Source organism: Pantoea sp. MT58 (assembly GCF_014495885.1).
GTDB lineage: Bacteria > Pseudomonadota > Gammaproteobacteria > Enterobacterales > Enterobacteriaceae > Pantoea > Pantoea eucalypti.
Genome location: NZ_CP061084.1, coordinates 234975 through 248772 on the forward strand (window position 1 = coordinate 234975; position 13798 = coordinate 248772).

A 13798-nucleotide genomic window follows, 5' to 3' on the forward strand; every position below is an offset into this window, starting at 1 on the left:
TATTTAATTGCCTGACGTTCTGCGCTTTCTTCCTCCAGTACAGAATGGACTTCAGTGTGTTGTATTCCCGATGTCTGTTATCAAGGCAGCGCCGCGGCAGAACGCATAACAGCTTTCCATACTTAAGACGATTTTCTGCATAACTTTGCCGGCTCGCTGGTTTCAATCGCTTTTTTTCAGGTAACAGGCCGTTTTATCCGTGAGATCTTACTATCAAACCCTGTTTCAGCGCCGTTATCGTCATTTATCCTTTCATCCCTCCCATTATGACGAATTCAATAAAGCATAAAACAATATGATGTTTTACCAATAATCACCTGCGCAGCACACTGGTCAGCAACCGGAATTAACAAGGACCAGGTGAATGGCATATCGATTGAGTCTGTTAGATAAAGCACCCGTGCTGCAGGGCGAGACGCCCACCGCGGCGCTGCAGCGCACCCTGCAGCTGGCCCAGCTGGCAGAGGAGTGGGGATATCACCGTTTCTGGCTGGCAGAACATCACAACACCGCGCAGCTCGCCAGTCCTTCACCGGAAGTGTTAATTGCGTGGATCGTTGCCCAGACCCGTCATATTCGCGTCGGATCGGGCGGAGTGATGTTGCAGCATTACAGCCCCTATAAAGTGGCAGAAAACTTTAATCTGCTCGCCTCTCTGGCTCCCGGACGTATCGATCTCGGTGTAGGCAAAGCGCCAGGTGGATTACCGCTCTCAACCCATGCACTGCAACAGGGTGTCGATGCCGCTAAAAAAGGGAGCTTTGCTAATCAGCTTCAGCTGCTGGATAGCTGGCTCACGGCCGCTCAACCTCATGTTGATGACGAAGGCTTAGCCGCCACGCCACTGCCGTCACGTCCGGCCAATCGTTTTCTGTTGGGTGCCAGTGAAGAGAGCGCCCGGCTCGCGGCCAGTCTGGGCTGGCAGTTTGTGTTTGCGGCCCATCTCAATGGCGATCGTCAGTTACTGGAGCGCGCGTTAAGTACTTTCTCCCGCCTGAGTCACGGTCAGCGCGCACTGGTGGCTGTACAGGTGGTGGTGGCCGATTCACCCGCCGGCGCAGACCTGCTGGTTTCCGGTCTGCGCCATTATCACGTCGCAGTGAAAGAGGGCCCAGGCGTCAATGTCGCCAGTCTTGAGCAGGCCGAACGCTATGTGCGTCAGGGCGGTTACAAGGATTACAAAATAGAGCCGCGCACACCGTCATTGCTAAAGGGCACAGCTCCGCAGGTTCATGCTCAACTGGATGCACTGCATCATAATTTTGATATTGATGAGTTCGTGATCGACACGCCGATTACCGAGCCGGTTGCCCGCCTGACGTCACTTGAACTGCTGGCTACGCATCATCTGGTCGCAGCCTGAATCTCAGTGGAGAGTCATCATGAACCATGAGTCACAACTGATCGAATGGCGACGCGAACTGCATACCTGGCCAGAGCTGTCGGGTCAGGAGTTTGCGACCACGGCGCGACTGCGGGGATGGTTAGCCGCAGCGGGCATCAGGATTCTGGATTATCCCCTCGAGACGGGCGTGGTGGCGGAGATTGGCAGTGGAGAGACGGTGATTGCGCTGCGCGCGGATATCGATGCGCTGCCGATCCATGAGGCGAGCGGCGTGCGGTTTCATTCCCGTCATCCTGGCGTCATGCACGCCTGCGGTCACGACCTGCACAGCGCGGTGATGCTGGGCGCAGCGTTGCAGCTCAATACGCTGTCCGATCAATTACCTGGCCGGGTACGTATTCTGTTTCAGCCCGCAGAGGAGATCGCGCGAGGAGCCAGACAGTTTATTGAGGCGGGTGTACTTGATGAGGTACAGGCCATTTTCGGCATGCACAATGAACCCTCGCTGCCCATTGGCTCATTCGCTACCCGCAGCGGGCCGTTCTACGCCAATACGGATAAATTTATTATTTGCGTGACTGGCAAAGGCGCACACGCTGCGTATCCGGAACAGGGCGTCGACAGCATTGTCACCGCCAGCCAGATCATTCAGGCGTTACAGGGACTCACCAGCCGCAGCTTCAGTGCCCTGGACAGTCTGGTGCTGAGTATTACGCGTATCGACGGCGGTAAAAGCTGGAACGTGTTACCCGGCGGCGTTGAGTTTGGCGGCACGGCCCGAACCCATGATTTACGGGTGCGCGCGGAACTGGAGCAGCGGGTGCGGGTGCTGGTTGAACACGTTGCCGAAGCCAATGGCGCGCAGGCAACCCTGAGCTGGCATCCTGGCCCGCCGGTGCTGATCAATGACGCGCACTGGGCGAACTTCAGCAGTGAAGTGGCGCAGCAGGCGGGTTATCGGGTGCAGACGGCCGATCTGCATCTGCTGGGCGAAGATTTTGCCTTTTATCTGCAACAGGTGCCCGGTGCGTTTGTCAGCATTGGCAGCGCCAGTGATTTTGGTCTGCATCACGCCAGTTTTACCCCGGATGAGGCGCTGATTGCCCCCGCCGCCGACTACTTTGCCCGACTGGCCCGCCAGGCGCTGCAACATCTTAATGCGCGATGTCGGGAATCCATTCTGAACTGAATTCATCTGCAGCCCGCTAACGCACGACGGTTCTGAACACCGTCGTCGGGCACCACTACGACTAAAAAAGAGAGAGCATCATGACCACAAGACAACTTCGTCTGGGCACTATTCTGCATGGCGCATCGGGAAACATGTCCGCCTGGCGCCATCCTGCGGCACAGGCTGATGCCAGCATCAGCCTGGATTACGCCAAAAAAATCGCCCGTAAAGCGGAGCAGGGCAAGCTCGACTTCCTGTTTGTCGCCGACGGATTATTTATTAATGAGAAATCGATACCACACTTTCTCAATCGCTTTGAACCGCTGACACTCCTGTCTGCCCTGGCGGGCGTTACGGAACATCTGGGACTGGTCGGCACCGTTTCCACCTCCTACAGCGAGCCGTTCACCGTGGCGCGTCAGTTTGCCAGCCTCGATCACCTCAGCGGCGGTCGCGCGGGGTGGAATGTGGTGACCTCGCCGCTGGAAGGTTCCGCAAAAAACTTTTCCCGCCAGAAACATCCTGAGCATGCGTTGCGTTACCGCATTGCCGATGAGTATCTGCAGGTGGTGAAAGGTTTATGGGATTCGTGGGAGCAGGATGCTTTTGTGCGCGACAAAGAGAGTGGGCAGTTCTTCGATCCGGCAAAGTTACATACGCTCGATCATCACGGTGACTTCTTCCAGGTGCAGGGGCCGCTGAACATTGCCCGCACGCCGCAGGGCCGTCCGATTATCTTCCAGGCCGGGGCCTCTGAGGACGGTAAAAAGCTGGCGGCGCGCCACGCTGACGCCATCTTTACCCATCAGCCGACCCGCGAAGAGGCGCAGGCGTTTTATCAGGATGTGAAGCAGCAACTGGAGGCGAATGGCCGTCATCCAGAGGATCTGCACATCTTCCAGGGTGTCAGCGTGATTGTTGGCGATGATGCAGAGGATGTGGAGCGCCAGTATCAGACCACGGCGGCGCTGGTATCAATTACCGATGCGCTCAATTACCTGGGGCGTTTCTTCGACCATCACGACTTTTCACAATACCCGCTGTATCAGCCGTTTCCGGACATTGGCGACATAGGTCAGAACAGTTTCCGCAGCACCACCGACGAGATCAAACGAAAAGCCAGAGAGCACGGTCACACCTTGCGTCAGGCGGCGCTGGAAGCCGCCACGCCGCGCCCGCTGTTCCACGGTACACCGGAAGAGGTCGCCGATGGTCTTCAGCAGTGGTTTGAGACCCAGGCCGCTGACGGCTTCATCATCAATGGCGGTACGCCCGATACCTTTGAACGCTTTGTCGACCGCGTGGTGCCGATTCTGCAGGCTCGCGGGCTGACGCGTCGCGACTATCCGGGCAGCACCCTGCGCGACAGCTTTGCCCTGAAACAACCCGTTAATCAGTTCACCTCACAATAGGGCACAGGCCATGAAAAAAACATCACCTCTTCTCGCCCTGCTTATTCTGGCGGCCAGCAGCCATGCGCTGGCGGAAGATACCCGCGTTTCCTATAACGGCCAGCGGGTCAGTCTTGAAGCGAATAAAGCGCCAGTCAATACCGTGAAGAATCCGGATGCCATCGCTCAGTTGCCTGCCGGTCATCACTTTGTGGTGCCAGGTTCCTTTACCGTGGCGGTTGCGGCACTGAATTCGCCACCGCTCACCGTGTTTTCCGACGACAACAAAACCCTGCTCGGCAGTGAAGTGGACATTGCCCGGCTTGTCGCTGACAGCCTGGGACTGAAACTCAACGTCGTGCCTGCGTCGTGGGAAGACTGGCCACTGGGTGTGGCCTCAGGCAAGTATGACGCGGCAATCTCCAATATCACCGTGACCAAAGATCGCAAAGAGAAGTTTGACTTTGCTACCTACCGTAAAGACTCCCTGGGTTTTTATGTCAAAACCAGCAGCCCGATAAAATCACTGACTAAAGCAGAGGATATCGCCGGGCTGCGGATCATCGTGGGATCCGGCACCAATCAGGAGGCGATTCTGCTGGCATGGGATAAAGAGAATCAGGCAAAGGGACTAAAAGCCTTTACGCCGATCTACGCCAAAGATGATGCGGCTCAAACGCTGGCGCTGCAGGCGGGCCGCGCAGATGCATACTTCGGTCCCAACGTGATTGGAGCCTGGAAAGCGGCACTGACGGGTAAAACCCGCCTGGTGGGCAGTGTCGATGGTGGCTGGCCAAAAGCGGCACACATCGCCGTTACCGTGAAGAAAGGCAGCGGCCTGGCGGAACCGATCAGCACTGCGCTGAACGGCGTGATCGGCAATGGCGACTATCAGAAGGTGCTGAACCGCTGGGGTGAAGGTGTTGAGAAGATCGACCGTTCAGAAATCAATCCCGCCGGGCTGGGCGACTAAGGAGCTGACCATGAGTGAATCCACTTTTCGCGATGTTTCACCCGATGCACCAGCGCTCCAGCCGATTCTCGGCGGGCTATTTGATGAATATTCCGCGCGCTACGGTGACTACTTTTCCCGGCATAAAGAGCAGGAACTGACCGAATGGTATCTGCCGCCGCAGGGGCTGTTTATTGTGCTGGAGCGTGACGGCGAGATTATCGCGATGGGCGCTTACAAACCCTGTGATCCACAAACCGCCGAGCTGAAACGTATCTGGACACGCAGCGATCTGCGTCGTCAGGGGCTGGCACTGGTGGTGTTGCAGGAGCTGGAGCGGCGTGCGCTGCAGGCAGGTTATCAGCGGCTGTTTCTCACCACCGGCTTTCGCCAGCCGGAAGCGGTACGGCTCTATACCGGCCACGGCTATCAGCCTCATTTTGATCTCAGCGGCGATCTGGAGCGTTACGGCCAGCCGCCCCATGACGGACGACTGCGTTTTAGTAAAGTCATCGGCGTTTATAACGTCGCCGAAGCGAGTTAAGGAGTGACGATGAGCAAGCATCAACAACTACAGGTGGTGCCAGCGCGCTACCCGGCCCGCACCGCCGGGGCTATCGTGGCGCTGTTTATACTGGCGGGCGTGGTGCAGTCGGTGGCCTTTAACCCACGCTGGGAGTGGAGCGTGTTTGCCCGCTGGTTCTTTGATCCTGTGATCCTGCATGGCCTGGGTCAGACGCTGCTGCTGACCCTGCTGGGCACAGTATTCAGCCTGCTTTTGGGCGGTCTGCTGGCGCTGGCGCGACTTTCCTCGTCATGGCTGCTGAGCACGCTGGCGTGGGGTTATATCTGGCTGTTCAGGTCACTGCCGCTGATTGTCGTGCTGATTATTCTTTATAACTTCTCCTATCTTTACGACACCCTGTCGATCGGCATTCCGTTCACCGGTCTGTCGTGGGGCGCGTATCAGACGATTAACGTACTGGGCCAGTTTCAGGCTGCCGTTATTGGTCTGACGCTGGTGCAGGCGGCTTACAGTGCGGAGATTATTCGTGGCGGGATCCTCGGTGTCGATCACGGTCAGGTAGAAGCCGCGTCCGCGTTGGGTCTCTCCGCCACGCGCCGCACCTTCCGCATCATTCTGCCGCAGGCACTGCGCGCCATTATTCCTGTCGCCTTTAACGAGATCATCAGCCTGGCGAAGGGCACTTCCGTGGTTTACGTGCTGGCGATGCCGGAGCTGTTTTACACCATCCAGATGATCTACAACCGTAATCAGGAAGTGATCCCGCTACTGATGGTGGGGGCCGCCTGGTATCTGATTATTACCACCGTATTGTCCGTGATTCAGTATAACGCTGAACGCTGGATGGCCCGCAGCGTCACGCGTGAACCGCAACCCTCTCGCTGGCGACAGTGGCGCAACCGCGTCACACCCCTTCATCCAACCGAGGAGATCAGCCATGTCAGAAGCCATTGATTACCGCACTTCACACACCACCGGAGCCATCAGTATCACCGGGGTCAGTAAACGTTTTGGTAAACATAAAGCGCTGGATGATGTTTCGCTGTCGCTGGAACCCGGTTCAGTAACGGTGATTCTTGGCCCCTCCGGTTCCGGTAAATCCACGCTGCTGCGCACCATTAATCATCTGGAGCGGGTCGATGAGGGATTTATTCAGATTGATGGTGACTACATCGGCTATCAGCAACGCGGCAATAAGCTTTATGAGCTGAAAGAGAAGGCGATTCTGCGCCAGCGCATCAACGTCGGCTATGTGTTCCAGAATTTCAATCTATTCCCACACCTCAGCGTGCTGGATAACCTGATTGAAGCGCCGATTGCGCATCGGCAGTTAACGAAAACGGAAGCGATACAGCGCGCCGGTGAACTGCTGGATATTGTGGGCCTGCGCCATAAAGCGGATGCCTGGCCACGTCATCTGTCGGGCGGGCAGCAGCAGCGCATCGCTATTGCGCGTGCGCTGATGCTTAATCCGCGTGTCATGCTGTTCGATGAGCCGACCTCGGCGCTGGACCCGGAGCTGGTCGGCGAAGTCCTCGACGTGATTAAAAAGCTTGCACGTTCCGGGACTACGCTGGTGATTGTGACGCATGAGATCGGCTTTGCCCGGGAAGTGGCGGATAACGTGGTCTTTATGGTGGATGGCCGGATTGTGGAGCAGGGCAGCACGACGCAGGTGCTCAATCATCCGCGTCATGAACGCACCCGCCGTTTCCTGGCGCGCGTGTTATGAGAGGGCTAACGTTTACCGCGCTGATGCTCCTTCCGACGCTGACCTGTTCAGCGGCAGAGAAGCTTGATGTGCTTAAAAATGAGGTGCCGATCCCTGCCCCGGCTAATCCGCAGGCGATCGCTAAAATTCCCGCTGGTTTTCATTTTATCGAAGCTGGTACGCTGACGGTTGCGACCTCAGCCACCAACTCACCGCCGCTGTCACTGCTGGCGTCAGACAACGTGACACGGATTGGCAGTGACCCGGATATTGCCAGACTGCTGGCGGACAGCCTGGGCTTAAAGCTGAAGCTGGTTCCGGCTTCATGGGAGGACTGGCCGCTGGGCATCAGCGCCGGACGCTATGATGTCGCGATGTTCAATATAGCCGTTACTGAAGAGCGCAAGAAGAAGTTCGATTTTGCGACCTATCGCGCCGACAACCACGCCTTTGCAGTGAAAAGCGACAGTCACATCAGCCGGATTAATAGCCCGGCTGATATTGCCGGCAAGCGGATTATCGTCTCGTCGGGCACCAATCAGGAGCGCATATTGCTGAGCTGGGATCAGCAGAATCGGGCCAAAGGTCTGCCTGCGGTAACGCCGATCTACCTTACTGATGATGCATCGGCGACGCTGACGCTGCTGTCTGGGCGGGCCGATGCGATGTTTGGACCTCACTCCATGGCGGCCTGGAAAGTGGCGTCACGCGGTCAGACAAAGCTGGTGGGCAGTGGGCCGTTTCGCGCCTGGGTTGCCGTGACCACCAAAAAGGGCAATGGTCTGGCCCCGGCGCTACAGGCTGCGCTCGACGGCACCATTACGGGCGGTCAGTATCAGCAGGTGCTGGCCCGCTGGGGCGAACAGGATGAAGCTATTACGCACTCCACAGTAAATCCACCGGGCATTGTTTACTGAGTCCACAGAGCCGGCGCTGTTCCGGCTTTTCATTAAAAAAGTGAGCCAGAACAATGTTGGATCTCCTCCCGCGCCTCTCTCGTCTGACCGCCCCCGGCTCGCAGCGCCTCACCGAATTGAGCTACACTCTTCAGCGTTAGTGATTTATCCTGCCCGCCTGTTTCCGTTAACATTCAGTGCCTGGTGGAGTAATTAACCTGGAAGCCCCATGAAAATCAGATTCCTTTCTGCCAATGAACCAAAACTGGCTGAGGTGCGCAAGATACTCGAACCCATCGGGGTCGAAGTGCTGCCCATTGCCCGTCGCATCGAAGAAATTCAGACTGAAAACGAGCTCGACCTGGTGCGTGACAAACTTACCAAGGCGTTTTCGCTGATTGGGCGACCGCTGTTCGTGGAGCATACCGGCCTCTATCTGGATGGCCTCAATGGTCTGCCCGCTGGTCTGACCCGTATCTTCTGGAACCGCCTGGACGCTGAGCGCTTTACCGCGCTGGTGCAGGGGCTCGACAGCCAGGCCGTGACGGCTAAAACGGTGCTGGGCTATTGCGATGGCCGTAAAATGTATCAGTTTTCTGGCGAACTGCGTGGCACCATCGCCGCGAAACCTGCCGGGACACGCGGCTTTCAGTGGGACTGTGTGTTTATTCCCGAAGGCTATGACCAGACCTTTGCGGAGATGGGTGAACTCAAGAATGAGATTTCGATGCGGCGCATTGCGCTGGATCGCTTCGCTACCTTTTTAAAAACCTCGCGGGGAGTGGCATGAAACCTGAACTTAAGCGCGCCTATGATTCCGGCAAACTGATTCTGTTTGCTGGTGCTGGTATTTCGCGCAATTTTGGTCTTCCCGAGTGGCACGAACTGATTGCGCATCTTGCAAACGAGCTGGGTTACGATCCCAAAATCTTTAATACCTATGGCACGCATCTGTCGCTGGCGGAGTATTACAAGCAGAAGAAAGGTTCGTTAGGCCCGCTGCGCAGCTGGATGGATCGCGAGTGGCACCGTCCGGATATCGATGTCCGGTCTTCTGAAATTCATACCATGATTACCCAGGGTAACTTCTCCCGCATTTACACCACTAACTATGATCGCTGGCTGGAGGCGGCGCACGACGCACACGGCGTACCCTATTATAAAGTGGCCAATGCTGCCGACCTGGTCTCTTTGACCGAAGATAAGCGCCACATCATCAAACTGCACGGTGACTTCGATGATGACACCTCAATCGTGCTTGATGAGAGCAGCTATTTCGAACGTCTCTATTTTGACTCGCCGCTGGACATTAAGCTGACCCATGACGTGATGGGCAATTCTGTGCTGTTTGTCGGCTACAGCATCAGTGATTTCAACATTCGCCTGCTGTTTTACCGTCTGACCAAAATGTGGGGCCGCACCGGGCTGGCGACGGCGCGACCAAAATCGTATCTGTTCACTAACCGTAATAACCCGGTGGCCAAAGAGGTGCTGGGGCAGTGGGGGATCGAGGTGATCGTCTCTGAAGAAGACGATCCACGCAAGGCGCTGGCGATGTTTCTCGAAGAGCTGCTGGTCTAGTCAGCGCAGTTTCCGGCAGAGAAGTCTCAGGAAAATAAAAAAAACCTGCGCCCGGTTAAGGTTAGCCGGTGCATAACCGATAAACTCTATTCTCTGCTGGCAAAGCATAACCGGCATGATATACTGTATGTATACACAGTACCTGAGGGCGAAAAGATGGCTGTTGAAACAAAATTTGTTGTAGTCAGAAAGGGTGAAGAGAAGATGACGTTTGCCAATAAGAAAGAGGCCGATGCCTACGACAAAATGCTCGATATGGCCGAAGCTTTCACTGACTGGCTGTTACAGCATCAACCTGCACTGGATGAATCTCAGGCTGAAACCCTGGGCCTGCTGATTGCAGAACAGAAAGATGCGGTTCAGCATATTCTGCGCACCAACAAATTGCCGGAAGCGGCAGTCTCCGTCTCTCAACCGGAAGCCGTGTCAGAGGCTGGCGCGGATGATCAGGCTGAAGAGCCTGCTGCCAGGAAAGTGCGCGCTGTTAAAGCCGCGTAATTGCCACAATGCCGGAAGCGAACCTTCCGGCGTTGCTGTTTTTGAATAACGGTTTGATCACCGCTTTCATCCCATTAATCTGTAAGTATCTCGCGGGTTTTAACCTGATAGCGGGTGCTTCTGCCGCCTCCCTCAAGCCGGAACAGACAGCCTTTTTCAACCAGATCCGCCAGATGACGGGTCGCCGTGGCTTTACTTACTTTCGCGACTTTCTGATACTGGCTGGCGCTTATCCCCTGTTCGAAACCCTGCTCGCCACCGTCTAACAGCCGGTTAAGGACTTTTACCTGTTCCGGACTTAATGCCATCCCCTGATGTCGTAACCAGAATCGCGCTTTCAACTGTGTGCGATCGATAACATCCAATGCCTGTTTCAGGCTCTCATCCAGGATATCCAGAAACCACACCAGCCAACGGGTGATATCAAGGCCGCCTTTCTGCGTCTGCTCAAGGATGCGGTAATACCCGGCACGCTGCGCCAGTATTGCCGGAGACATGGCGTACAGGCGGATGCTCTGGCTGTCAGCCTGTGCCAGGGCGAGATCGGTCAATGCTCGCGTGATACGGCCATTGCCATCATCAAAAGGGTGTAGCGTGACAAACCACAGATGGCAGATGGCGGCCCGCAGTAGCGGGTCCAGCATCACATCATGCTGACTGCTGTTAAACCACGCGATGAACTGTGCCAGCTGTTGCTCCAGTCCGTGTCGCGGTGGGGCTTCAAAATGTACCGTGGGACGATCTATGCGTCCTGAAACCACCTGCATCGGTTCACTGCCACGCAACGTCCCGACGCTCAGGCGCTGTACTGTCCATTCATCTGCCGGGAAGAGCCAGTGGTGCCACTGAAATAACCGTTCCAGCGTTAATGGCTGGCTGCGATTGTTGATGGCATCGAGCATCATCGCGGCAAGTCCTTCTGACCGATCCGAGACCGGATAGGGCTGCGTTTCCGTAACGCCTAACCGGCGCGCCAGAGACGAGCGAACTGACTGCACGTTGACCCGCTCCTCTTCGATTGCCGAAGAGGAAAGAATATTACCCAACAGGGTATCCAGCGTCTGTGATTCAGTGTCTGACTGCAGGCTGGCGCGGCCAAGCAGCAAACCGCGCTGCTGCTGCAAATGGCGCAGGCGTGGTAGCAGCTCGTTATCCTGCCAGTGAAATTGGGGCCATTCTGGCTGTTGCCAGATCCAGTCAACGCTCATCATCCACTCACGGTTAAAGAGAATGAGCCGAATAAGTGTGGTTAATCGGCTCACGAGATGAGTCGATAATAGCGGATATTTGGCTCACAGGCCAACCGTGCGGAATGGCAGGCAAAGAAAAGGACCCGAAGGCCCTGTTTACTAGCGGGAGAACTGCATAAAAGTGTCTGAATAGTAGTGAACGATCCAGGCGATATACGCTAGCCAGACAACCATCCCAACAGCCAATCCTGATTTACCGATCATTGTTCTCTCTCCACTGCGATAAGGGGGCTACAGCAACTGTTGACATAAACTGACAGTAATAGCGGACGGCGATATTGTTGCAGATCAAAAAAAGCCCGTTCTGCAGTTTTGCCATCTTCCCCTGGCGATCAACTTTCCTGTACCGCGCACGTTGAGACCCCCATCACGGCAGGATAAGCCCCATTAAAGTTCAAAAAAACGCCGCCGATAAATGATCTCAGGAGCACCATGAACACAGGGAGGTATTGAGGCAGGTAAATTCCAGGGGAATCACTATGGCCGGTCAGGTAACGCATAAGAAAAAAATGAGTACCCGTGCGCAGATGTTAATCATGGGTGGTTTAACGATAGTGCTGGGATTTACCGTGACAATTGGGGTCCTCAGCTGGCAATCAGGTAAAGAACAAAAACTACTGGCCGAAAAATATCTGCAGCAGATTGCGCAAAGCCGTGCCTTGCAGGTGCAGCAGGAGCTGAGCCATGCCCGCGATGTTGCCAGCCTTCTCGGTCAAAGTCTGATCGCGTTACCCCGCGCCGGTATTACCGATCGCAAAGCGGTCGATAAAGTGATGGAATATGCGTTACGCGCGAATCCTGACTATCTGTCGATGTCAGTCATCTTTGAACAGAATGCGTTTGATGGCCGTGATGCAGAGTTCGCCTCACAGCCTGGACAGGCGCCACAGGGGCGCTATGCCTTTTTTGTGGATCGTGACGCAGCAGGTAAATATGCCATGCATCCGCTGCTCTCTTATCTGACGCCGGGTCAGGGCGATTACTATCTGGTTCCGCAAAAATCACAAAAAGACACGCTTACCGAACCCTATAGTTATGCCTATAACGGCGTGCCGACCCTGCTCACCTCCGTAGCGGCCGTCATTATGGATCAGGGCACCTTAAAAGCAGTTGTCACCTCTGATATATCCCTGGCTTCACTACAACAGAAAGTGAATCAGATTAAACCCTGGCAGGGCAGCGGCTATGCGTTGCTACTCTCCAGTAACGGTAACGTTGTCTCCTCGCCGGTGAAAGATGAGGCTGGGAAACCGTGGAAAGGGGAAAAAGATGACTTTACGTCGAAAGTCGTACAGCATTTTGATGCCGTGCTGGGTGAAGATGCCCTGGTTACCTGGCAGCCAGTAGTGATTGGGAACAGCGACAAAGCCTGGTATCTGGGCGTTGTTGCACCGGTCAGTCAGGTGATGGCCGCATCCACCCAGCAGCTGATGTGGGCGGTGATCCTGATGGTCGTCAGCGTTCTGCTGGTCGGCGCGGTACTGGGCATGCTGTTCAGCCGTAAAGTGCTGCGTCCAATTGGGGGCGAGCCGGTTGAAGCGGCGCATATTGCCCTGGCCGTTGCTGATGGCAAGCTGGATAACCGGATCCCGGTGAAGAGGGGGGATAGCAGCAGCCTGTTCTTCGCGCTTAGCACCATGCAAAGCCAGCTCCGACAGATTGTTGGACAGATAAAAGATTCCAGTGAATCAGTACGTCAGGGCGCGGGCGAGATCGCCAGCGGCAACCTCAATCTGGCATCACGCACCGAGGAACAGGCTGCTGCGCTGGAGCAGACCGCAGCCAGTATGGAGCAGATCAGCGCCACTATTCGTCTGAATGCCGACAATGCACAGCAGGCAACCAGCCTGACTGAAAACGCGACGCATATTGCCAGTCGCGGTGCCTCGCTGGTGGGTGAGGTGGTGCAGACCATGGCGCAGATCGATGACAGCTCGAAAAAGATCGGCGACATTACCACGATGATCAACAGCATTGCCTTTCAGACCAATATTCTGGCGCTGAACGCGGCGGTGGAAGCCGCACGTGCCGGAGAACAGGGCCGCGGTTTTGCGGTAGTCGCCTCTGAAGTGCGTAACCTTGCCCAGCGCAGCGCGAACGCGGTGAAGGAGATTGGCGCACTGATTGAAGAGTCGAGCGTGCGAGTCGAGAGTGGTGTCAGGCTGGTAAACGATGCCGGTAAAACCATGCAGGAGATGATGCACGCGGTCAATTCAGTGCAGGGCATCATTGGTGAGATTGTTACTGCATCAAGCGAACAGGCGCGTGGCATCAGCCAGGTGACGATTGCCGTCAATGAAATGGATGGCGTGACCCAACAGAACGCCGCGCTGGTGCAGCAGATGTCGGCGGCCGCCAGCTCACTGGAAGATCAGGCGCAGCAGCTATCACAGACGGTGGAGCAGTTCCATCTGGCATAAGGATGCAGCTCAGGGAGCATACGCATTACGCAAAGACGCAAGAGCACCATCCCTGGC

At 55.9% G+C, this 13798-nt stretch carries 13 protein-coding genes; 12 read left to right on the forward strand and 1 reads right to left on the reverse strand.

Annotated features, from left to right (window positions below; all coding sequences use genetic code 11):
- Positions 1-364 precede the first annotated feature (364 nt).
- The 11 genes from IAI47_RS20015 (at position 365) to IAI47_RS20065 (ending at position 10071) form a co-directional block, all read left to right on the forward strand.
- Entirely contained in the window at positions 365-1363 is a 999-nt protein-coding gene (locus IAI47_RS20015; RefSeq protein WP_008924647.1) for an MsnO8 family LLM class oxidoreductase, read from the forward strand.
- Positions 1364-1382: 19 nt separating this feature from the next.
- Positions 1383-2534 carry an amidohydrolase gene (locus IAI47_RS20020; protein ID WP_008924648.1) on the forward strand — a complete coding sequence of 384 codons (1152 nt, stop codon included), beginning with the start codon at positions 1383-1385 and terminating at the stop codon, positions 2532-2534.
- 80 nt (positions 2535-2614) lie between these two features.
- Positions 2615-3928 (forward strand): LLM class flavin-dependent oxidoreductase, encoded by a 1314-nt coding sequence (locus tag IAI47_RS20025; protein WP_008924649.1) that lies wholly within the window; start codon positions 2615-2617, stop codon positions 3926-3928.
- 10 nt (positions 3929-3938) lie between these two features.
- The gene (locus tag IAI47_RS20030; protein ID WP_008924650.1) at positions 3939-4880 is read left to right on the forward strand and encodes an ABC transporter substrate-binding protein; all 942 of its coding nucleotides are present in this window, start codon (positions 3939-3941) and stop codon (positions 4878-4880) included.
- A gap of 10 nt (positions 4881-4890) precedes the next feature.
- Positions 4891-5403: a GNAT family N-acetyltransferase gene (locus IAI47_RS20035; protein WP_008924651.1), complete on the forward strand. Its 513-nt coding sequence runs from the start codon at positions 4891-4893 to the stop codon at positions 5401-5403.
- A gap of 9 nt (positions 5404-5412) precedes the next feature.
- Entirely contained in the window at positions 5413-6339 is a 927-nt protein-coding gene (locus IAI47_RS20040; protein WP_008924652.1) for an amino acid ABC transporter permease, read from the forward strand.
- Positions 6323-7117 carry an amino acid ABC transporter ATP-binding protein gene (locus tag IAI47_RS20045; RefSeq protein WP_008924653.1) on the forward strand — a complete coding sequence of 265 codons (795 nt, stop codon included), beginning with the start codon at positions 6323-6325 and terminating at the stop codon, positions 7115-7117. Before IAI47_RS20040 ends, IAI47_RS20045 begins: the two co-directional genes overlap by 17 nt.
- Positions 7114-8013, forward strand: a complete 900-nt coding sequence (locus tag IAI47_RS20050) for an ABC transporter substrate-binding protein (protein WP_008924654.1) — start codon at positions 7114-7116, stop codon at positions 8011-8013. The genes IAI47_RS20045 and IAI47_RS20050 overlap by 4 nt, the downstream gene beginning before the upstream one ends.
- Positions 8014-8221: 208 nt before the next feature.
- On the forward strand, positions 8222-8782 hold the full coding sequence (locus tag IAI47_RS20055; RefSeq protein WP_003855100.1) for a non-canonical purine NTP pyrophosphatase: 561 nt from the start codon (positions 8222-8224) through the stop codon (positions 8780-8782).
- Positions 8779-9573: an SIR2 family protein gene (locus IAI47_RS20060; protein WP_003855101.1), complete on the forward strand. Its 795-nt coding sequence runs from the start codon at positions 8779-8781 to the stop codon at positions 9571-9573. Before IAI47_RS20055 ends, IAI47_RS20060 begins: the two co-directional genes overlap by 4 nt.
- A 156-nt stretch (positions 9574-9729) precedes the next feature.
- Positions 9730-10071 carry a YebG family protein gene (locus IAI47_RS20065; protein WP_008924655.1) on the forward strand — a complete coding sequence of 114 codons (342 nt, stop codon included), beginning with the start codon at positions 9730-9732 and terminating at the stop codon, positions 10069-10071.
- A 74-nt stretch (positions 10072-10145) separates the two neighbouring features.
- Here the strand turns inward: IAI47_RS20065 and IAI47_RS20070 are convergent, their stop codons facing one another.
- A complete protein-coding gene (locus IAI47_RS20070) occupies positions 10146-11279 on the reverse strand; it encodes a Fic family protein (protein ID WP_008924656.1) in 1134 nt (377 codons plus the stop codon).
- 521 nt (positions 11280-11800) lie between these two features.
- On the opposite strand from IAI47_RS20070, the gene IAI47_RS20075 reads away from it, so the two are divergent.
- Entirely contained in the window at positions 11801-13741 is a 1941-nt protein-coding gene (locus tag IAI47_RS20075; protein WP_008924658.1) for a methyl-accepting chemotaxis protein, read from the forward strand.
- The last annotated feature ends 57 nt before the right edge of the window (positions 13742-13798 follow it).